The following is a 19,515-nucleotide window of genomic DNA, read 5'->3' as shown; positions in this document are numbered from 1 at the left end:
CTATGAACATGTACAACCCCTTCCAATGGACTGATGAAGTCGTAGCCCGCATGAAGACGATGGTGATTGACGGCCAATCTGGGTCGGTCATCGCTCGTGAGCTTGGCACAACCCGAAGCGCCGTTCTTGGCAAGATGTTCCGGCTGAACATGAAAACAGCGCCCAAGACCTCAGCATCGCTCGTCGGCAAGATCAACAAGCGCACATTCAATTCTACAAATCTGGCTGCCAAGAAGGCCACTCGCGCGCTCGATCCATTGTTCGAAGCACCGAAACCGGCAATCACGACCAAAGAGTATGAAGCTGATTGCCTTCGTCTGCTGATCCATGAATGCGGTGTCATGCAGTGCCGGTTTGAGATCGATAGTCCCGCGCAGGGCGGTGAATATCGCTTCTGCGGGAAGGAAACGGACGAAGGTCAATCCTGGTGCCCGCATCATCGCAAGCTTGTCTTCCAGCCACGCTCTGAAACGCTTCGAGCGAAAGCTAAGGCTGAGCACATTGCGAGGAGGGTAGCATGACCCCTCCAGACAACGACAACAACAATTCCGACACGCGCACCTATGTGCTGATGTACTGCATGATTGGCTTTGCAGCGATCTTCATGCTGGCCACCTGCAGTGCCAATGCACTGCCACGCGCCGCTAATCCGGTTCAGGTAGCGAGGTGCCGATAGATGGCTCCTTGGACCCGCAAAGAAGTAATCGGTGACTGTACGCTATACCTGGGCGATGCGATGAACATCATGCCGACACTTGAGCCAGCTGCTCTGATCGTAAGTGACGTGCCCTATGCCTTAACGACAGGCGGAGTTTCAAAATCATCAAAAACCATGTCCGGCATCTTTGCGGCCCACAACTATCGCAATGATGGCCAATTGGTTATGGCGACGGTTCCGTTCCCAGAGATGATGAAGGCGTTCCACGCGGCGTTGAAGGAAGATGCCGATTGCTACGTCATGAGCAATGACAAGAACGTCTATCCCATCAGCGGCGCGGCATTCAGTGCTGGGTTCAAACTGCATAATCTGCTGGTCTGGGATAAGGTCACGCCGACCGCCAATCGTTGGTACATGAAGAACGTCGAGTTCACCCTGTACTTCTGGAAGGGACAGGCGAGAACCATCAACAATCCAAGCTCAAAACAGCTTGTTCGCGGTGGGGTAGACAAGGCAAGCGGCCATCCGACTGAAAAGCCCGTCCACCTCATGTCGGAATACATCTTCAATTCCTCCAAGATCGATGAGGTAGTGCTTGATCCGTTTGCAGGCAGCGGGTCGACTGGTGTCGCGTGTGTAAATTTAGGAAGGAAGTTCATCGGAATCGAAATCGATGAACGGTACTTTGAAATGATGTGCCGCCGGATAGAGCAAGCACACAATCACCCTGACATGTTCTCAGCTGTGAGGGTTGAGCAAATGCCTGCTTTTAGCAGTGGGGCATCATCATGAGTTTTAAAACGAACATCTGTAAAGAATGCGGAATCGGCTATTCAGTTAGACCGTATCGACGAGAGAAAACGCTCTTTTGCTCTTTCAAATGTGGTGGCCGATTCAGGGCCCGTACCACTTTGAATGTTGGGCCAAAGCCGCATATGGTCGGGAACAATTTGCGTGCAGGATTACGTCCCGCGAATGCCTTCGTGTCGAATGAAATCCGAGGAAGCGCCAATCCTAATTGGAAGGATGGTTTGGAACTATTATGCAATCACTGCGGTACCGGCTTCTCGCAGAAGCCATGGATGGCTCGGCAGAATGGTGTTGCCAAGTTTTGCGGAAGGCCATGTTTCGAAGCTTCTGGATGTTTTGACGGTGAAAAATCCACTGGGTATGTCGGTGGGGTTACAACATATCGAGGTAAGGGATGGCCAACCATTCGAGCCGCAGTCGTAGCGGATCAGGACGGTAATTGCGACAGCTGTGGAAAGCACGTCGGCAAATCACTTCCAGTTCACCACAAGCGACCGTTTCGGGAATTTACGAGCGCCGATGAGGCTAATGAGCGCCGAAATCTCATCGGGCTCTGCCAGTCCTGTCACATGAAGGTCGAACACGCCTACAATCAGCCAGACATGTTTTGCGCTTCACGATCCATTCAGGAGGCTGCGGAATGAGAGCCCACCAAGCCGAAGCCATGACTATAATCCGGCAGCGTCCCGGCCTTGCACGGGAAATAGCGCGCCAGTTGTCCAACACGCATGTTGATACACAGAAGACGTTGCCTGTGTTTTCGCAACTCGGCCTCACATCGAAACAGGCTGAACTGCTGACTTATATCCGGGATTTCATCAATGATAACGGCATCTCTCCCTCGTTTGATGAAATGCGTGATTATCTAGGGCTTCAATCTAAGTCTGGTATCAGCAGGATTGTGTGCGCACTGGAAGAGCGGGGTCATATATTCCGTCTCCCGAATAGAGCGCGTTGCATCATGATCGCCGAGGTGCCGCAATGATGCGCATTCTCGGACTAGATATTGCGACGACTACTGGATTTGCCTGGTATGAACCTGGGTCGCCACTGTCAACTATTTGTACTGGATTAATAAAGGCCTCTGGCGAGAATGCGGAAGACAAAGCGGCGTCAATCGCTCAACAGATGGTTTCGCTTCTCAGGAACGACCGTCCCGACTTTATCGCTATCGAGCAACCCATGCGCAATGTTGTGTCGTTCAAAAAGACCAAACAGACACTTGCGGGTCCGGTTGAAGAGAACACCATCAATCCGAACGCTTTGCAGCTATCCAGCATTACCGGAGCGGTTATCGGCATCATCGCGGCCTACAAGATACCTTGGGAGACAATCCCATCTGCTACATGGCGAAAGCATTTCTTAGGAATGGGCCGGTCGCCTGGTTTTGACCGTGCTGCATGGAAGCGCGCTGCCGTCGAGCGATGCAGGACATTCAAAATTCAGGTGAAGAATGCTGATGCGGCGGAAGCCGTCGGTATCGCAATGGCCGGAGAAGCATGCCAGAGGTTCAAGCAACTCGCGATGAGGGCGGCATGAGCGACCAGGAATTCCCCCGTGAGATGCCAAGCAATATCGAAGCCGAACAAGCGCTTCTGGGCGCGGTTCTTGTCAACAATGACGCGTTTCAGGTTGTCATGGGCTTCCTCAAGCCAGAGCACTTCTTTGAGCCGTTTCACGGCAAGCTGTGGAAGTTGATTTCGTCGCAAATTGGATCAGGCAAACAAGCTAATCCCGTCACCCTCAAATCCTTTTTGCCAGCCGAAGATAAGATCGGAGAGTTGACGGTGATGGAGTACATGGCGGCCCTTGCAGCGGGTGCCGTCACTGTCATTAACAGTCGTGATTATGGTCTTGCCATCGTAGATATGTGGGAACGGCGCAAGCTTATCTCTATCGGCGATGATATGGTCGAAAAGGCGTTCTCTCCCGATCCAGATGTACCGGCAATTTCAATAGCCAGCGCGAAGGAAACAGAACTTGCTGCGCTGAAATCGGATAGCCCAAAAGAACAGCAATCAGGGAACATCAGGGCGACCGTCGATTATATGAAGACGCGCCACACATCGAAAGTGAAAAAGCCAACCGTTCCTCTCCCACTTCCTCAGATATCAGAGATACTCAACGGTGATATGGAGGCGGGAAACCTCTATGGGCTCTTGTCCTCATCAGGGGAGGGTAAGACGAGCCTCGTAATGCAGATCATTGATTTTGCTTCGACGCGCAATCACCCGACTCTGTTTCTGTCCTATGATCAATCCGCAGTGCAATGCATCGACCAGATTGTATCGCAACGGACTGGCATTGATGCGAACCGTATTCGGGCCGGAAACATGCAAGAAGCGCAGTGGGAGAAATATCACAAGAACCTGGATGATATTGCCAAGAATCCCCTCGTCATTCGCAAATGCAGCCAGCGTGAGGACGGTACGGCACAAATTGCCGGATATGTACGCCAATTCATGAAAACGCATCGTGGGGGCGACTATGGCGTTCCATTGGTTTGTCTCGATCACGTTCGGAAGATCAAGCCAAAGCGAGAGAACGATCACGAAGGCCGTATTGCTGCTGAGGCTAACGGCGTCTGCAAGGATTTGGCCGATGAGTTCCAATTGGTTTGGTTCAATCTCAATCAACGCAACACCTTTGGCATGAGGCGAAAGAACCCTCGACCAATCGCTAGTGATGTGTTTGGCGGTGAACAGGGCATCGAGGATTACGATGGGTTTCTGTACCTGTACCGCGCTCATAAATATTGGAAAATGCAGTTAGCCACGGCTGACGACGAGAAAGATGCCGAACGCGTTGACGCAAGGTTCCAGCGCGAGAAATGGCAGGAAGATGAGGCCGAGATTGGCGCGATGAAAGTTCGCTTCGGCGATCCATCGAGGTTATTCCGCCTTCGGTTTGAAGCTGAATACACCCGATACGTTAGCAAGCGCGACGAACCAGTCCCAAGCATGTTTGAGGATACACTTTGATGAACCGCTCAGATGCACGTGCGATCAAGAAGGAATGTGGTTGGATAGGCCAGTATCGGCTGCTTTGGAAAACAAGATACGAGACGGTCATGAACATTGACCAGAACGGGGGTCCGAAGGGCGAACGATACTTTGACGATAAGCGAGATGCAGAGTTAGCCGCATGGCGAGAAAAGCAGGATATCGAACAGCCTGTTCTGGTTCGTGCTGGTGAGAAAATGTCGGCTCAGCACATCAAGGCAGCCGAAGCGCACTTCAAGCCCACGACGGCTACTGTCCGGCAGGATGAAGGCGACGGCGCATGGTTGAGGGAGTTGATAGCTAGAACCAAAACAGATCAGATGGAGGATTGAGCATATGAGTTATCTCGGTTTGCATTTCAATTGGATTGAAGAATGGTCGCAGTTCTTCCAATCCTGCAACTGGTACACGTTCCATCCAGTTCATCTTGAAATTGAGGATGATGACGCAATGGGAGGCTTTGAGGTTTCCATTGTCATTTTTGGCCTCGGTTTTCGTATTCGGTGGAATCATACCGAAACAGAGCAAGTCAGCCACATCAAGGATTTGGCCAAACTGTTCGATGAGAATGGGGACGCAAAGCCATGAATGTATTCTTCGCCGCTCTTCCATCTGCAACCTGCTTTGCCTTTGCTGGCGCGCTTGCATGGCGTGGTGACAGACAGATATTCGGTTGGTTTCTTCTGGTGGGGTTTCTGGCATGTGGAGTGATCAAATGACCACGCTCCGCTGGCGCCTCTTCAAGATCATCAGTGTAATTGGCTGGTGGGTATGCCCCGAACCTCACAAATCAAATCTGCAAAGCCAGCTCCCACAATGGAAGGATATCCATAGTGACTGAAAGATATCTTCATGTGGAGGGATGGGGCTTATGAGCGAAGCCAAAGAACCACTGTCTGATGAGCTTTGCCGATTGGTTCTAGATTACCAGAACCGCCATGCAAGCGATCCCGCCAATGCCGAAGCGTGGAACCTCTTGGCTGACTTTGCCTACAGCAATGCGCCAATGCTGATTGGACTGCTTCGAATGGAGGAACAGAAGCCATGATCCGTGATGTCGAAATTGATAATGCAATCCGCTATGCGCTCAATCACGCGCCCATTCGTGAAGTTCAGCCGTCCGAAGATGGCGACTATGAGGTGGAGATTTATGAGCACGAAGCAGTCAAACCGTTTGTTCTGGCACTATTAGCCGATTTGGGTGTGATTAAATGACGGTCCCCATCACCGACGCACAGATCACCACCATCGAGAGGAATCTTGAAGGAAGTGAGCAAGTCTTTGTCACCAAGGAAACAGTGCGAGCGCTGATTGCGCGTGTGAGGCTCGAACGAGCCAATATTACTAAACGGGGCCTGCGATTGATTGATGAAGGTAGGATTTCAGGAGCGATCAGCCCCTCATTCGAAAAATTAAAAAAGGATGCAGGTCTTCGCATCGCCTATGAATTTGCAAGTTCAGTAACCGAGGCGATGGAAGAATTGATCGTTTCACATTTTGGCGGCTCATGGGTGGAATGAACACAGCGCGCGCCGTCGAACTATGTAAGGAATTCAACATCACGGTTGTACCCGCGAATGTTGCTCCTAAAGGAGGGCAGACGCGCGCACCAAATACTATAGAGCGCATCATAAAGCGCCATGGAGAGGCAAGGGCGCGTTTTGTGCTCGGAACGCTGGCAGATACCGCAAATAACCGCGTGTGCCTTGATGAGACTGTTATGTGGGCTGTGAATGACTTGGTGACAGCGGCAGAGAAGAACTTCCCGGAGATCGTCAACAACAATGTTGAGTCCTGGTACTCATTCTTTGATTCAATGCCTCTTGGTGTTCTGCAGTTCTGGTGTCTCGATCTTGAGGGTGTTGTGTCCAAGCGCCATGCCCTTGCCGCGATGATGTACGAAAGACTGAAGCGGAAATTCGGACCACTTTCAATGCAACCTGACTTGTTAGATGATAGGCGAGGTTAAAATGACTGATGCAGAAATCGCAGAGCTTTTCATTGTTGCGGCAGAGATCGAGCGGAAGATGCCACCGGCAGGTGAGCGCCCCGCAAAACTGAGATCGCAATCACTGGCTTTTGTGCATGATCAGGCTGATATGAACAGTTGGCCTGCACCGCACCGCAAGGATGACCCGCTAAGCACAATGATCCGTCGCAAGCGCGAAGCTGGAGATCAATTGGAGATGGGGGATCACGGACGTCTCGACCAAGATAGCCGCGACTTCTGGGATGGGAAGACTGACAAGCTTAAGCCGCAGGATGTTACGCAATGGGAGCGTTGCATGGACCTGATCAAGTTGGTCAAGCGGGAGCGGGATCGACGCTGTCTTTGGGCGTGGGCGTCTTCAAAAGCCGGTGGCCGGGCATTTTCAAAGTGGTGTCGTGATATCGAACGTGTGCATCGAGTATACGGGATAGACTGCAAAAAGCGGGCTTTGCTCGAAATTTCATTCGCTTTGCGGTGTAAGCCATTGCAGCATAACGATAATGCCACGTTGGCCACCTTGCAACCTGACACCGAAATCGGGCATATTTCAGATACAATCGCGGATCATGACAACGAAGCAAAGCAGCCGACACACTGGATGGCTGACGATGCAAAGCCTCTCGCTTTTGATGAAAAGCTGCAGGACTTCTCGTATTATGAAGGTCGCAAGGAACAGCGCCGCCAGCGTGAGGAAAAGCTCAGGCAACGGGCGGCATAATGCAGACAGCCACTGATGACCTCGCGGAAACGATGTTGTTGATCACAAAGGCGGGGTCGTTGGCTATTCAATACCAAGCGAAGCCCGATGGAACGCGAAGGCTGAAACATTCGGATGGCTTGGTTAATTCTTAGTGTGGCGGGATAGGCTCCATGGGCCGCTACAGTTTCCCTCCCTTGTGGTGAAGACAGCACCGATCGGTACGACCCCGTAAGCTGGGAAGCTTAGGCGGGCAACGTCATAATCTGATCCACACTAACTCAACTTGCAGATGATGAGCGGTGCTGTTCTGGGTTTAGTAGCCGTTTATGCGAACCGTTCATCTAAAGTGGCCCAGCAGTCTGCAATTCAATTCGCGGGTGTCATCAAGGAGATGCGACAGCCTTCCAAGCTGTGAAGATCGGTTCGATTCCGGTCATCTTCTCCATTTTTAGGGTGTGCACCTAGTCACTGGCGAGACAAAGCGGCTGTAAACCGTGTGCGTATGCTGTGGTGGTTCGACTCCATCCGCACCCACCATTTTTAGGGTTGAGCCTAGCAGGCCCTGACGTGCGGTGAAACGCTACTCCCCTAATGTAACGGTGTTCATAGCGGCACCTCCTTAAGGCTACCCAACCTGCGATAGCATCACAAGGTTTTCACTCGTGTCAGATCGCTGACAATCAGGGCCGCTGGCGTATTCCCGATCAAGTGGGCAAGCAGGACATTCAATCAAACATTGTTGGAGGTAATTATGGGTGCAGTCATTGCCGTGATCGCGGCCTTTTGTGCGTCAGTCGTCTTAAGTGGCTTTGTCACGTTTGCCGTAGGGCATGGCTGCTTAAAGTTTGATATTCCCCCAATAGTGGCGGGGCCCGCTATGTGGTTAAGCGGAGTGTTGACGTATGTCGGGCTTGCTGTCCTCATTTCGAGTATCGTGTTATGACTGAGCACTTCGTTCTCTTTTGCGCGATTTGGGCAGCAGTCATCATAAGCTCTATGGTTGGGCATGGAGTGAAGCTACATTTAGCAAAGAATGACCGGCGCTCTATTGGTGTGGTTTGCGCCCCTTTCATCTGTCAATTCGCAATATTTTTCGCACTTATTGCGCTCATTCTGATCGTCGCGCCATGACTGAATCTCAGGCATGCAATATCCGCCGTATCCTTCCATGGGCGCGCAATCTAACCAGAGCAGAGCGTAAGTATCATTTCACCCGCCTTCGCGATAGGTACGCGTTTATCCCGATGTTCTCTGCCTTTGATGCAATGATCCCAACTGGCGAAGAGAAAGGTCACGGGTTCCCGAAGGTGGAGGGTTTCGATGCTTAGGCGCTGGCTGTCTTCTTGGCTAAAGCGACCGGTTTTCAGTGCGCCCAGAACAATCTATTTCAATGTCCAGGCGAGCACATACGGCGCTTGTTCGGTCGATGAACTCGCAATGGCCGAGGTTGAGGGAAGACCGTTTCCTCTGAACCCGTTGTCGGAATTCGAACGCAAATATCTGCGCCGCATCACACTTTCTTAGTTTCAACTAATACGCCCGGTGAAGACGGCCTACTGTCCCTGGAAGCGCGTCCATGACTGGCCAATAGAAGGAGCCGTAAAATGGCAAACATTCTTTCCCGTGCATTCACTGCTGGTTTTCGACTGATTAACGGCTCTCACCTCAATGAGTGGTTTGACGCGATCAACAACGCATTCAATGGGACAACCGCGTTTCCGATCCAGTCTTCCACGGCTGCTGGCCTCACAGCCGCAGGAACGACACAGGCTAATGCACTGCCAATCACCAGTTCTGTAAACGTCATAACAACTGCAGCCGCTTCTACGGGTGTTGTGCTGCCACCAGTCTCTACTGTTGGCGTGGGCGGATATGTCGTGATCTTCAATCGTGGTGCCAACCCGATCAAGGTTTATGGCGCAGGTTCAGATTCAATTGATGGTGCAGCCAGTGTGACACTGACGAATGCCCTTCGGTGCGAATACTACGCTGTCGCCCCAGGTACATGGTTGTCAGCACAGCTTGGTGCAGTTAGCGCGTAATGGAAATGGACAGACGTTCATTCCTACGTGGGACATTGACTGTAGCGGTTATCGCCGTGGCTGGGCCAGCTCTTGCCAAACTGCAGCCAGATTACCTGGTCCTCTACCTCGATGGCATTCACGACGATGCACCCGCAATCAATGCGATGCTCAACGGGAAGCCAGTAATCGCAGATGGGGCGATAATCGAGCCGACGGGTACTGTCGAACTGCACCACGCAACCATCCTGATACGGTCGCCACTGGTTATCGAAAACTCCAGGATGCTGATACGTAACTGCTCTGTCTTCGCTGACGCTCCAATTGAGGCATTCGTTCAATGGAAGTTGGGTGACACACCGGCTGTTGGAAGTTCAATCCGTGAGTGCACATTCAGTTGTACTGATCGTGGATCAGTCGGGATCGGTCTTCTCTCTACGCAGCTTGATTGTTGAAAGTTATTCAAACCGGAAATCAAATATGAAACGTGGTGGCAGGCGAGAGGGGGCTGGAAGGCCCAAGGGAGCCCGTACAGTGCGAACAAGCAAGGTTGCGGAGAAGGCTATTGCCTCAGGCAAGATCACGCCCCTTGAGGTCATGCTAAAGGCGATGCACCAAAGCTTTGACGCGGAAGAATGGGCCGCAGCCGCAGCCTTCGCAAAAGATGCGGCTCCTTATATGCATGCCAAGCTGGCATCGGTTCAGCATTCGGGCCCAAACGGCGGCCCAATCCAAACAGCAGACCTAACCAAAGCATCGGAAGAACAGCTTGCAGCACTCGAAGCTATCTTCGGTCCGCTTGCCGGATCCAGCGCTGATGATGAAGGCGATCAGAGCGGAGAGGGCGAGGCGGGAAGCTGAGGCCGAACGTCAACGTATCGCCAAGGATGCTGAGCGTATCCGTTCCCGCTGTCAGACGCTTTCAGGATTCGTTCGCGAGGCTTGGCATATTCTGGAGCCAGAACAGAAGCTAGTTTGGAACTGGCATCTCGATGCGATCTGCGACCATCTTGAGGCGGTAACACAGGGACGGATCAATCGGCTGCTGATTAACGTTCCACCAGGATCGTCCAAGTCGCTGCTAGTGTCTGTCATGTGGCAGGCTTGGGAATGGTCTATCGGCAAGCGCACAATGCGCTATCTGACCACCGCCTTTAACGATGGCCCAGTCAAGCGAGATACGCGCAAGTGCCGCGATCTACTTATGTCGGATTGGTTCCAATCTCTCTGGCCTGAGGTAAAGCTCAACAGAACGGGTGAAACCTCGTTCTCTAATACATCGACCGGCAATCGTGAAGGCATCTCATTCGGCTCCCTGACCTCACAGAGGGGCAACAGGCTTGTAATCGATGATCCGCACTCAACTGAGACTGCCGAAAGCCCCGTAGAGCGTGTGGCGACCACCCGCAAGTTTCGGGAAGGCGCACAGAACCGCCTTAATGATCAGGAAGCAGATGCCATCGTTGTTGTCATGCAGCGCTTGCATGATGAGGACGTTTCGGGCGTCATTAAAAAGCTCGGGATGGAATATGTCCATCTTATGTTGCCAATGGAATTCGAGCCGGAACGCCGTTGTTCGACATCCATCGGCTTTATTGATCCTCGCTCAGAAGACGGGGAATTGCTTGATCCAGTCCGATTCCCTCGTGAGGTCGTGGAAAAGCTCAAGCGTGATATGGGTGCTTACGCCTATGCCGGCCAGTATCAGCAACGCCCGACACCACGTGAAGGTGGGCTGTTCAAGCGTGAATGGTTCTCCGGCAAGATCGTCAACCAAGCACAACCCGGTACAGTCTGGGTACGCCATTGGGATTTAGCGGCCACTAAAAAGGTCACAGCGGCCCGTACAGCTGGTGTAAAGCTTGGACGGCAGCCAGATGGCACATTCGTTGTTGGCCACGTTGTGAAGATACAGGAAGAGGGCCTAGCGGTCCGCACCCTGATCCAGACACAGGCCGAAGTTGACGGGCAGGATGTTCGCATCTCCCTGCCGAAAGACCCGGGACAGGCCGGTAAGGTCCAAAGTCAGGACATGGTGAAAATGCTGGCTGGCTATAAGGTCACGGCAGAATCCGAAACCGGTGACAAGACAGTCCGTGCAGAGCCATTTGCAAGCCAGTGTGAAGCGGGAAATGTGTTCCTCGTTCAAGGTGCTTGGAATGATGATTATCTGGACGAGCTGTGCATGTTCCCCGGTGGCGCATTCAAGGATCAGGTTGACGCCAGTTCAGGTGCTTTCGGCAAATTGTTGAACGCCAAGGCACAGACCAAAGTCGAATTACCAATCAGAAAACCTATTGATCTCCCGCGTGGCTCTCAGGGCCAAGGCTGGATGGGATGACCCGCGAGGCTGCATGGCACCGAAAACCAAGCTATCCGACGATGAGAAGATCATCCGGGAAGCCAAGGAACGATTCGAGCGTTGTGAAAGCTGGGAGGCCGAAACACGTCGTCGCTTTGTCGAGGACCTGAAGTTTGCCAACGCGGACCCTGATAATAACTGGCAGTGGGATAACACGATCCTCAATGGCCGCAGGACACAGAGCAAGCCGTGCCTGACCATCAACAAGACGCGCCAGCACAATCTCCAGATCACCAATGACGCCAAGCAGAACAAGCCGGGTGTCAACATCCGTCCAGTGGGTGACGATGCTTCGTATGACGCCGCTCAGGTGTTTGAGGGCATTGTCCGGCATATCGAGTATCAGTCGAATGGAGAGCAGGCCTATGACACGGCCACCATGTTTCAGGTGCAGGGCGGTGTTGGTTACTGGCGCGTTATCACGGACTATGTGAGCGATCAGAGTTTCGATCAGGAGATTTATATCTCCCGTGTGAAGAACCCGGAAGCGATCTATCTCGACCCTGATGTGTCCGAGGCCGATGGGTCTGATGCGCGGTTCGGCTTTGTGTTCGAAGACATCCCGGTGGAATTGTTCAAGTCGCAGTATCCTGAATATGAGGATATGGCGTCAAATCCGCCGATGAACAACACGGATGGATGGCTCGACAAGGATCACGTCCGTATCGCGGAGTACTATCGCAAGGAACAGAAGGCCGACAAGCTTATCTCGTTCATCGTTCCGCCTCCATTCGCAGCAGCTGGCCAACAGATCATCCTGCGGAAGAGCAAGATGGATGCCGATATCCGCGGTGTGTACGAGGGTATCAAAGAGGCATCTGCCCAGAACCCGAATATCCCAGCCCCGCAAGAGCGCGACATCATCACGGATGAAATCACGTGGTACAAGCTTGCTGGTAACAAGATCATCGACACGCGCCCATGGTTGGGAAAGTACGTCCCGATTGTTCGGATTGTCGGGGAAGAGACGGTAATCGACGGCAAGCTTGATCGAAAGGGCCATACCCGCTCGATGAAAGATGCGCAGCGGATGTACAACTATTGGCCTCTAAGCCTTGATACGCCTATCCCAACGCCCCGTGGCTGGACGAAGATGGGTGATATCCAGGTTGGTGATGTCATTCTGGATGACGGCGGCAAGCCGACAAACGTCAGGGGTATGAGCGATGTATTCCTGAATCGGCAATGCTTCCGCATTACCTTTGATGATGGTTCTGACATCGTTGCAGACGCGGAGCACCCGTGGGTAGTCGAAGAGCGCGGCAAGCGTAAAACGGCGACATGGGAATGGAGCAAGAAGAAGCTGACCACGGCTGAATTGCGTCCGGGCGATCATTTCATTGCTACGGCTGCTCCTTTGGAGCTGCCCGAAGCCGACCTTATCGTAGACCCGTATGTGCTTGGTGCATGGTTGGGTGACGGTCGCAGCGCAGCAGCAGACTTCACTGCGTCGAAGGAAGACGCTCCGGGTATGGCCGCCACATTGCGCGCTACCGGCATAAATGTAGGTGAACCCGTTCCGTCCTCAACGGCTATGCGTATCCCCACTTATGGTCTGGTTGGCGAACTGCGCAAGATCGGCGTCCTCGACAACAAGCACATTCCGGTTGCATACCTCCGCGCGTCGTATGATCAGCGTCTATCCCTATTGCAGGGGCTGATGGACACGGACGGTAATGTCAATAGGTCTACGCGTCAGTGTTCTTTCGATAACTCAAATCCCGCTCTAATGGCTGGGGTTGTCGAACTTATCCGTTCTCTCGGTATGAAGGCTTTCGTTCGACCAATCGCAGCCAAGCCACGCCTATTCCCCAATGGGAAGGTCTATGATTGCGCTGCTTCCGAGCGTGTATCATTCACAACGAGCCTTCCTGTCTTCAGGATGGAGCGAAAGGCGCTCATCCAAAACGCGCTGCGCAAGAGCCATGCTCGCCGCACGAAACGCCACGCCATTAAATCCATAGTGGAAGTTCCGTCGGTGCCCGTGCGTTGTGTATCTATCGACAGCCCGTCGCACCTGTTCCTTGCTGGTCCGGCGATGGTCCCTACGCACAACACCTCGGAGGCGACAACTCAGGTTGCACTACAGACCAAATCACCGTGGGTTGCACCAGTTGAAGCAATTGAAAGCCTCGAAGATTATTGGGGTAAAGCGAACGTCGATAACACTGCCGTTCTTCCATACAATTCCATTGGTGAAAATGGCGTAACAATTCCCAAACCAGAAAAGGCCCAGCCACCCCAGATGGCCAGTGCCTACATTCAGGGCATGCAGATTTGCCAAGACCAGTTGATGATGACGAGCGGCCAATATCAAAGCCAGTTCGGACAGAATGAAAACGCAACGTCCGGCAAGGCAATCAACGAGCGCCAGCGTCAGGGCGATAATGCGACTTATCACTTCATCGATAATCTGGCAGTCGGCATACGCTTCACGGGTAAAATCCTGGTCGATCTCATTCCGAAGATTTACGACACGGAGCGGGTAATCCGCATTCTCGCCAAGGATGGCACGGAAAGCCAAATCCAGATCAAGCCTGATGCACCCGACGCTTACAAGCAGGCGCCTGAACAGCCGGACCAAAACCAGCAGAAGGCTCAGAAGACACAGCAATCCGTTGCGGCGATCTTCAATCCAAACGTGGGCCGGTATGAGGTTGAGAGCGATATCGGACCGGGTTATGCAACCCGTCGTCAGGAGGCTTTCAATGCCATGACGCAGATCGCAGCCCAAAACCCTGAGTTCATGAAGGTCGGCGGGGATCTACTGTGGAAATCGGCTGACTTCCCGCTGTCCGATGAACTGGCCGAACGGTGGTCACGGATCATCCCGCCAAACATCAAGGGCGATGCGCCTCCGCCGGAAGTCCAGCAGATGCAGGGCCAGATGAAGCAGTTGCAGGATGCGGTTGCACAACTCCATCAGCAATTGACCGACAAGGAAGATGATCTTCAGGTCAGGCAGTATGATGCTGAAACCAAGCGCCTGACTGCACTCGGCAATTCCAATCCTCAAATCAGCGTGGAGCAAATCCAGCCATTGGTCATGCAGATCATTGGCCAGATGCTTCGTGATGGTTTCGGTCAGGAAGGCCAGCAGCAAGCGCCGCAGGGAAATCCGGCTCCACAGCAGCCACCAATGCCAGATGCTTCTCAGCAGCCCGATATGGGCCAACAGGCACCTATGCCGCCGCAGACGCTGCCACAACAAGGGATGATGTGATGTCTTTAGGAAGACGCCATGAAGAAACTCGTGAAGAGTTCGTAGCGCAATGGAAGCGTTTGGAGGGACGGTATAAGCCGACCTATAAGCAGCTTGTCGCTGAGAATGAGCGCCTCACCGAACTTGCCGCGAAATACTGGGTTCTTCGGGACATCATTTCCTATCACATCAAGGCTCGCAAGCGCGTCCCCAAGGGCATTCGGATATTCTTCGAAGCCCAGATGAAGGAAATCGACGCGGATATCATGAAGGGACGAAACTGATGCTTCTCAACATTCGAGCCGGTGAAGTGCCTCTTCTCATTCGCAAGACCGCAGAAGAGGTAGCCGGCGCATTCTACGACATGAACCGCACCGATAAGTTTCGCCAGTATGCGGGCACACAGCGGCGTTTCGTGCGTCAGTGCTGGAAAGATCATCTCGGCACTGCAATCGAGCTCCTGTCGGCTCTATTGGGCGAGAGGGGGCGTTCTGAGCATGAAAAGACTGCCATTTATGATGCGCTTATCGAGTTCCGTGAACGCAGCGAGAATGGAACTCCGAAACTCTCGGTCAGGAGTTTGCAGTAATGAAATCCTCCAAGTCAGTTGTTAAGGCGGCTGGTCCGTCAAAGGTCACATCATCGATCGATACGATGCGAGCCGAAGAGCGCCGGTATCGGGCAGAAGATGCTATGCGGGATTTGCTACGGGCAGAAGGCCACAGGAAAAACCCGAAGCTTATGTCTGAGGTGAAAAAGCTCGCCAAGGAGCAGCAGACAAAGCTCGCCGGTCTATGCGGAAAGGCTAAGTGATGTTTGAGGCAATGGGTTATGGCATAGCTGCAACGCTCATGTTCATTTTGGGAGGGAAAACTCAAAGCCCGAACTTAAATCCACTTACCGACGCCGAGAGGTTGAAGCGTTCTGAATGTATTGCAATTTTTGCAAAAAGCATCCGGATGAGTGAAAAGGCGAAATAGATGTTTAACATTCGCAAGTTCTACTATTGGTTTCTCGGACGACGCCCCAGCCTCGTTTATGATGAGGCATTCAAAGAAAAGGCGCGTGTCTTGTTCAGGGAGGCGAGTGAAAAACTACGCATTATCGACGCGCAGTATCCATCGCAAAATGACGAAGTAATAGTTCGCATCCCCAATCAAATCTGGCGCAACGTTGGCATTGAGAGGGATTAACAAATGGCCATCAAGTTCATTGCCGGTGCCATCAAACATAAGGGCGCACTCCGCAAGACAGCCAAGAGTGAAGGTCTGATCAAGGGCAACGAGAAGCTGTCCGAGACCGACATTGGCAAGCTCGAAAAGAGCAAGAATCCAACTACCAGGAAACGCGCCGAACTGGCTGCGACACTGGGAAAGATGAAGAAGTGACCAATTACTGGCACGATGCGGAAATCATCCGGTTGGTTTCGAGGGGCGTCCGGCTTGTCACGATCTATAGCGATGGATCGCATGTTGTCGAGGCAGAGGGAGATAGAGCAATAGCTCTCGCCCGTAAGCCAGACACATCGCGATAGCATTTAAATCCCGACACGGCGGGTAATCCGTGGTCCGTACCGGCGAGGCTCACCGGGTCAAAAACATGGTGACACATGGAAGAAATGACAACGGAGGGCACACAGCCCGCACCGGAAGGTGAAACTGTGGAAAATCCGGGTATCGTATCTGCACCGGAGCAGAAAGAGAATACAGCCGAAACCCTCGAACACGAGGATACCGGCGAGGAACCTGCAGAAGCACCAGCCGAACCTGAAGTAGAACAGCCGAAACCTGAGAAGAAGAAACTATCTTGGGAAACACGCCGCATCAATGAACTCACAGCCAAACGGCGCGAAGCAGAGCAACGTGCCGCTGAACTGGAGGCCGAGAATGGCCGTCTTCGCGGTATCCCGGCTGAGGAGCGCACGACTGAGAACACCACTCAGCAGCCCTCTGTCGAGGAAATACGGCGTCAGGAGCGAGAAGCCATCCGTCGCGAAGAACAGATTCGCATAGATACAGATCGGTTCAATCAGGCATGCAATGCAACCTTTGAGAAAGGTGTGGCAGACATTCCCGATTTCGTGGACGCCCGCGATACGCTCATGAACTCGCTGGGTGATGAAGTCGCCCGCAAGCCTGAGTTTCTACAGATCATTACCGAGTTGGACAATGGCCATCAGGTCTTTGCCGAACTTGGCCGCAACCCGGAAGAGGCAGAGCGCATCCTGCGTCTCACGCCCGTCAAGATGGCATTGGAAATCGCAAAAATGGGCGACAAGCTCGCAAAGCCGGTTGTGAAGCCGGTATCGAAAGTACCCGCGCCAGTTACCCCTATTGGCGGCAAGACCACCGTTGCATCACGTCTCGATGACCCAGATGTCTCGATGGACAAGTTTGCCAATGAGTATCTGAAGATGCTCGCCCCAAAGGGCCGTTAATCACCCCATATTGCTGCGGCATCCCTACCTGATCCGGGGATGACCGCCGATGCAACCGGATCAGGCCTCCAAGCACCAAGGGCTGACTGCAACCAAGAGTGCAAACCAAGCCGACCGGAAGGGATACTCCGGGCCACAGACTACCGGGTCGTAAAACCGGGTTATGCCCAGCAAACGAAGCGGATTCGGGCTCCGCAAGCACCCCGCAGTGAAAGGACTGCATCCCCCAAACAACGTGAGCCAAGCGCCGCGTTAGCAGGAGCCCATATCCATGGCTAATACCATTCTCACTATTGACATGATCACGCGCGCAGCCGTGAGCCTGTTCAAGAACTCCAATATGCTGCTGAAGAATATCAACACTCAGTAAACTGGATAGGTCTAGCTGAGTATAAACCACGTGAATTGCTGGGAACCCATGAGAGCCATCGACGCCACAACGTAGCGGGAAATCGCAAGCGTGACGGCTTTAAAAAGCGCGATGGATTTGGAAATCAGCAGCCAAGCCCCTGAACAAGGGGAAGGTTCAACGACTATCCCTAACAGGAGTAGGGCCAAGCGGCCCGAAGTGCGTGGTTCAGACGATGAAAAAGCAGGATATTTCGGAAAGGCTCTTCGCCAAGACTGACAAGTTTCACTCTCCGCAATCGTGGAATGGCACAAAATGCCATGAGTGGAATGGGTTCGTGGCCAAGAGCGGATACGGACAAATCCATAACAGGGGCAAAGCCTGTTACGTCCACCGAGTTTCCTACGAAATCGCCAACGGTCCTATTCCGCAGGGCCTTCAAGTTCTACACCATTGCGACAACAGAATTTGCGTCAATCCAGACCATCTGTTCGTCGGGACTCTTCAAGAGAACATGGATGATATGGTGTCCAAGTTGCGTCAAGCACATGGACCTTACTGCTTCCATGCCAAATTGACAGTCAAGGAAGTGCACGAAATCCGCGCTTCCCGCCAACGGCAACGAGTACTTGCCGAGCGCTTTGGTGTTAGTTGCTCTTCGATCAGCATGATCAGGGCACACAAAATCTGGCGATACGTCTGAAAAGATATAGTCTGACCTGCATTGAAAGATGCAGCAGCCGAAAGGCGGTTATGGGATAGCAATCCATAACGAACATATGTGATGACGATCAGTTCGCCGTAGATGGCGCAAAGATCGGCGATACCCTGCGTATTCGCCTGCCGAACGACTTTACCGTTCGTAACGGCACCGCACTTGCCACACAGGACACGGCTGAAAAGTATACCTCTCTCGCCCTTCAGACACAGAAGGGTGTGGACGTGGCATTCAGCTCGGCAGAACGTGCCCTGAAACTGGATGATTACTCCGAACGCGTCCTTCTGCCGATGATGAACAACCTGGCGGGTAGCGTTGCAGCGGATCTGATGAGTGGCGTTGAAGGTGGCGCTTGTAACTTCGTCTCTCTCGTAGACGGTTCCGGCAACATCACCAACCCGACTTCCCAGACCGTTCTTCAGGCACAGGCAACCCTCAATGATAACTCGGCCCCGATGTCTCCAGGTCGCAAGGTCGTTCAGGACCCGTGGACTGAGGCAAATCTGGTCAACACGCTGTCTGGACTGTTCAACCCGTCTCAGGCGATCTCTGAGCAGTACCGCACCGGTACGATGAAGAATGCCCTTGGGTTTGACTTCTTCATGGATCAGACCGTTGTCAAGCACACGACCGGTTCGTTCACTGCGGGTACAGTTAATGGTGCTTCCCAGACGGGAACGACCATTGCCGTTAACGCGATCACCGGTACGCTGGCACAGGGTGATATCATCACCTTCGCGGGTGTCTTTGCCGTCAACCGCGTGACCAAGCAGACGACAGGCAAGCTTCGCCAGTTCGTTCTGACCGCTCCTGCGGCAAACGGTGCAACGTCGCTCTCGATCTATCCGGCGCTTATTCCTTCGAATGCCGGTGCGGCGGTGCAGTATCAGACAGTGGATGTCTCCCCGGCCAACAGCGCGGCTATTAGCCTCGTCAACAAGCCGGGCGAAATCTACCGCAAGAACTTTGCCTATGCTCCCGAAGCCATCACGCTTGCCACTGCTGACCTTGTGCTGCCGAAGGGCGTTCATGAGGCCGCTCGTCGCAATTACGATGGTATTTCGCTGCGCATGATCACCGACTATGTGGTCGCAACCGATCAGCTCGCGACACGCCTTGATATCATCTACGGATATCGATACATCAGACCAGAATGGCTATGTGTAGTCGCGGACAAAATTTGATATAAGTAGTCGTTCCTATTTGATAAAAGGGACGATTTGAGATATTCTATTCGGCGGTAAATGCACTGCCGAATAGAGGTTG

27 protein-coding genes and 1 tRNA gene are annotated in these 19,515 nt (G+C 52.9%); all 28 read left to right on the top strand.

The window, feature by feature from the left end:
* Positions 1-2 precede the first annotated feature (2 nt).
* The 28 genes from ACTJJ7_RS16445 (at position 3) to ACTJJ7_RS16310 (ending at position 19,433) form a co-directional block, all read left to right on the top strand.
* Complete coding sequence (locus tag ACTJJ7_RS16445; protein ID WP_440968168.1) at positions 3-521, top strand: GcrA family cell cycle regulator; 519 nt, start codon at positions 3-5, stop codon at positions 519-521.
* Positions 518-676 carry a hypothetical protein gene (locus ACTJJ7_RS16440; protein WP_440968166.1) on the top strand — a complete coding sequence of 53 codons (159 nt, stop codon included), beginning with the start codon at positions 518-520 and terminating at the stop codon, positions 674-676. Before ACTJJ7_RS16445 ends, ACTJJ7_RS16440 begins: the two co-directional genes overlap by 4 nt.
* Entirely contained in the window at positions 677-1,450 is a 774-nt protein-coding gene (locus ACTJJ7_RS16435) for a DNA-methyltransferase (protein WP_440968165.1), read from the top strand.
* Positions 1,447-2,112, top strand: coding sequence for an HNH endonuclease (locus tag ACTJJ7_RS16430; protein ID WP_440968163.1), 666 nt, complete (start codon positions 1,447-1,449; stop codon positions 2,110-2,112). Before ACTJJ7_RS16435 ends, ACTJJ7_RS16430 begins: the two co-directional genes overlap by 4 nt.
* On the top strand, positions 2,109-2,453 hold the full coding sequence (locus tag ACTJJ7_RS16425) for a LexA family protein (RefSeq protein WP_440968161.1): 345 nt from the start codon (positions 2,109-2,111) through the stop codon (positions 2,451-2,453). The genes ACTJJ7_RS16430 and ACTJJ7_RS16425 overlap by 4 nt, the downstream gene beginning before the upstream one ends.
* On the top strand, positions 2,450-3,007 hold the full coding sequence (locus ACTJJ7_RS16420; protein ID WP_440968159.1) for a hypothetical protein: 558 nt from the start codon (positions 2,450-2,452) through the stop codon (positions 3,005-3,007). Before ACTJJ7_RS16425 ends, ACTJJ7_RS16420 begins: the two co-directional genes overlap by 4 nt.
* The gene (locus ACTJJ7_RS16415; RefSeq protein WP_440968157.1) at positions 3,004-4,449 is read left to right on the top strand and encodes a replicative DNA helicase; all 1,446 of its coding nucleotides are present in this window, start codon (positions 3,004-3,006) and stop codon (positions 4,447-4,449) included. Before ACTJJ7_RS16420 ends, ACTJJ7_RS16415 begins: the two co-directional genes overlap by 4 nt.
* Positions 4,449-4,802: a hypothetical protein gene (locus ACTJJ7_RS16410; RefSeq protein WP_440968156.1), complete on the top strand. Its 354-nt coding sequence runs from the start codon at positions 4,449-4,451 to the stop codon at positions 4,800-4,802. Before ACTJJ7_RS16415 ends, ACTJJ7_RS16410 begins: the two co-directional genes overlap by 1 nt.
* 4 nt (positions 4,803-4,806) lie before the next feature.
* Positions 4,807-5,058: a hypothetical protein gene (locus ACTJJ7_RS16405; protein WP_440968154.1), complete on the top strand. Its 252-nt coding sequence runs from the start codon at positions 4,807-4,809 to the stop codon at positions 5,056-5,058.
* 283 nt (positions 5,059-5,341) lie between these two features.
* Complete coding sequence (locus ACTJJ7_RS16400) at positions 5,342-5,518, top strand: hypothetical protein (RefSeq protein WP_440968152.1); 177 nt, start codon at positions 5,342-5,344, stop codon at positions 5,516-5,518.
* A complete protein-coding gene (locus ACTJJ7_RS16395) occupies positions 5,515-5,685 on the top strand; it encodes a hypothetical protein (protein ID WP_440968151.1) in 171 nt (56 codons plus the stop codon). Before ACTJJ7_RS16400 ends, ACTJJ7_RS16395 begins: the two co-directional genes overlap by 4 nt.
* On the top strand, positions 5,682-5,990 hold the full coding sequence (locus tag ACTJJ7_RS16390) for a hypothetical protein (protein WP_440968149.1): 309 nt from the start codon (positions 5,682-5,684) through the stop codon (positions 5,988-5,990). The genes ACTJJ7_RS16395 and ACTJJ7_RS16390 overlap by 4 nt, the downstream gene beginning before the upstream one ends.
* Entirely contained in the window at positions 5,987-6,439 is a 453-nt protein-coding gene (locus ACTJJ7_RS16385) for a hypothetical protein (RefSeq protein WP_440968148.1), read from the top strand. Before ACTJJ7_RS16390 ends, ACTJJ7_RS16385 begins: the two co-directional genes overlap by 4 nt.
* A 1-nt stretch (position 6,440) precedes the next feature.
* Positions 6,441-7,178 carry a hypothetical protein gene (locus tag ACTJJ7_RS16380; protein WP_440968146.1) on the top strand — a complete coding sequence of 246 codons (738 nt, stop codon included), beginning with the start codon at positions 6,441-6,443 and terminating at the stop codon, positions 7,176-7,178.
* A gap of 433 nt (positions 7,179-7,611) precedes the next feature.
* Positions 7,612-7,697 (top strand) — tRNA-Tyr (locus tag ACTJJ7_RS16375).
* A 1,067-nt stretch (positions 7,698-8,764) separates the two neighbouring features.
* Positions 8,765-9,202 (top strand): hypothetical protein, encoded by a 438-nt coding sequence (locus ACTJJ7_RS16370; protein ID WP_440968144.1) that lies wholly within the window; start codon positions 8,765-8,767, stop codon positions 9,200-9,202.
* 360 nt (positions 9,203-9,562) lie between these two features.
* Positions 9,563-10,042 carry a hypothetical protein gene (locus ACTJJ7_RS16365; RefSeq protein ID WP_440968142.1) on the top strand — a complete coding sequence of 160 codons (480 nt, stop codon included), beginning with the start codon at positions 9,563-9,565 and terminating at the stop codon, positions 10,040-10,042.
* On the top strand, positions 9,999-11,522 hold the full coding sequence (terL, locus tag ACTJJ7_RS16360; protein WP_440968140.1) for a phage terminase large subunit: 1,524 nt from the start codon (positions 9,999-10,001) through the stop codon (positions 11,520-11,522). Before ACTJJ7_RS16365 ends, terL begins: the two co-directional genes overlap by 44 nt.
* Before the next feature lie 13 nt (positions 11,523-11,535).
* A complete protein-coding gene (locus ACTJJ7_RS16355; RefSeq protein ID WP_440968138.1) occupies positions 11,536-14,766 on the top strand; it encodes a portal protein in 3,231 nt (1,076 codons plus the stop codon).
* A complete protein-coding gene (locus ACTJJ7_RS16350) occupies positions 14,766-15,029 on the top strand; it encodes a hypothetical protein (RefSeq protein WP_440968136.1) in 264 nt (87 codons plus the stop codon). Before ACTJJ7_RS16355 ends, ACTJJ7_RS16350 begins: the two co-directional genes overlap by 1 nt.
* Complete coding sequence (locus tag ACTJJ7_RS16345; protein WP_440968135.1) at positions 15,029-15,334, top strand: hypothetical protein; 306 nt, start codon at positions 15,029-15,031, stop codon at positions 15,332-15,334. Before ACTJJ7_RS16350 ends, ACTJJ7_RS16345 begins: the two co-directional genes overlap by 1 nt.
* Entirely contained in the window at positions 15,334-15,558 is a 225-nt protein-coding gene (locus ACTJJ7_RS16340; protein ID WP_440968133.1) for a hypothetical protein, read from the top strand. Before ACTJJ7_RS16345 ends, ACTJJ7_RS16340 begins: the two co-directional genes overlap by 1 nt.
* Positions 15,555-15,725, top strand: coding sequence for a hypothetical protein (locus ACTJJ7_RS16335; RefSeq protein ID WP_440968131.1), 171 nt, complete (start codon positions 15,555-15,557; stop codon positions 15,723-15,725). The genes ACTJJ7_RS16340 and ACTJJ7_RS16335 overlap by 4 nt, the downstream gene beginning before the upstream one ends.
* Complete coding sequence (locus tag ACTJJ7_RS16330) at positions 15,726-15,938, top strand: hypothetical protein (RefSeq protein ID WP_440968130.1); 213 nt, start codon at positions 15,726-15,728, stop codon at positions 15,936-15,938.
* A gap of 3 nt (positions 15,939-15,941) precedes the next feature.
* Entirely contained in the window at positions 15,942-16,133 is a 192-nt protein-coding gene (locus ACTJJ7_RS16325) for a hypothetical protein (protein ID WP_440968129.1), read from the top strand.
* 221 nt (positions 16,134-16,354) lie between these two features.
* On the top strand, positions 16,355-17,182 hold the full coding sequence (locus ACTJJ7_RS16320) for a hypothetical protein (RefSeq protein ID WP_440968127.1): 828 nt from the start codon (positions 16,355-16,357) through the stop codon (positions 17,180-17,182).
* A 584-nt stretch (positions 17,183-17,766) separates the two neighbouring features.
* Positions 17,767-18,234, top strand: a complete 468-nt coding sequence (locus ACTJJ7_RS16315) for an HNH endonuclease signature motif containing protein (RefSeq protein ID WP_440968126.1) — start codon at positions 17,767-17,769, stop codon at positions 18,232-18,234.
* A gap of 65 nt (positions 18,235-18,299) precedes the next feature.
* Entirely contained in the window at positions 18,300-19,433 is a 1,134-nt protein-coding gene (locus ACTJJ7_RS16310; RefSeq protein ID WP_440968208.1) for a P22 phage major capsid protein family protein, read from the top strand.
* Positions 19,434-19,515: the final 82 nt, after the last annotated feature.

The sequence above is a fragment of the Phyllobacterium sp. 22229 genome (genome assembly GCF_052056495.1).
Classification (GTDB): Bacteria; Pseudomonadota; Alphaproteobacteria; order Rhizobiales; family Rhizobiaceae; genus Phyllobacterium; species Phyllobacterium myrsinacearum.
Note: the sequence above shows the minus strand (reverse complement) of the source record. Positions and strands in the feature narration are given on the sequence as shown.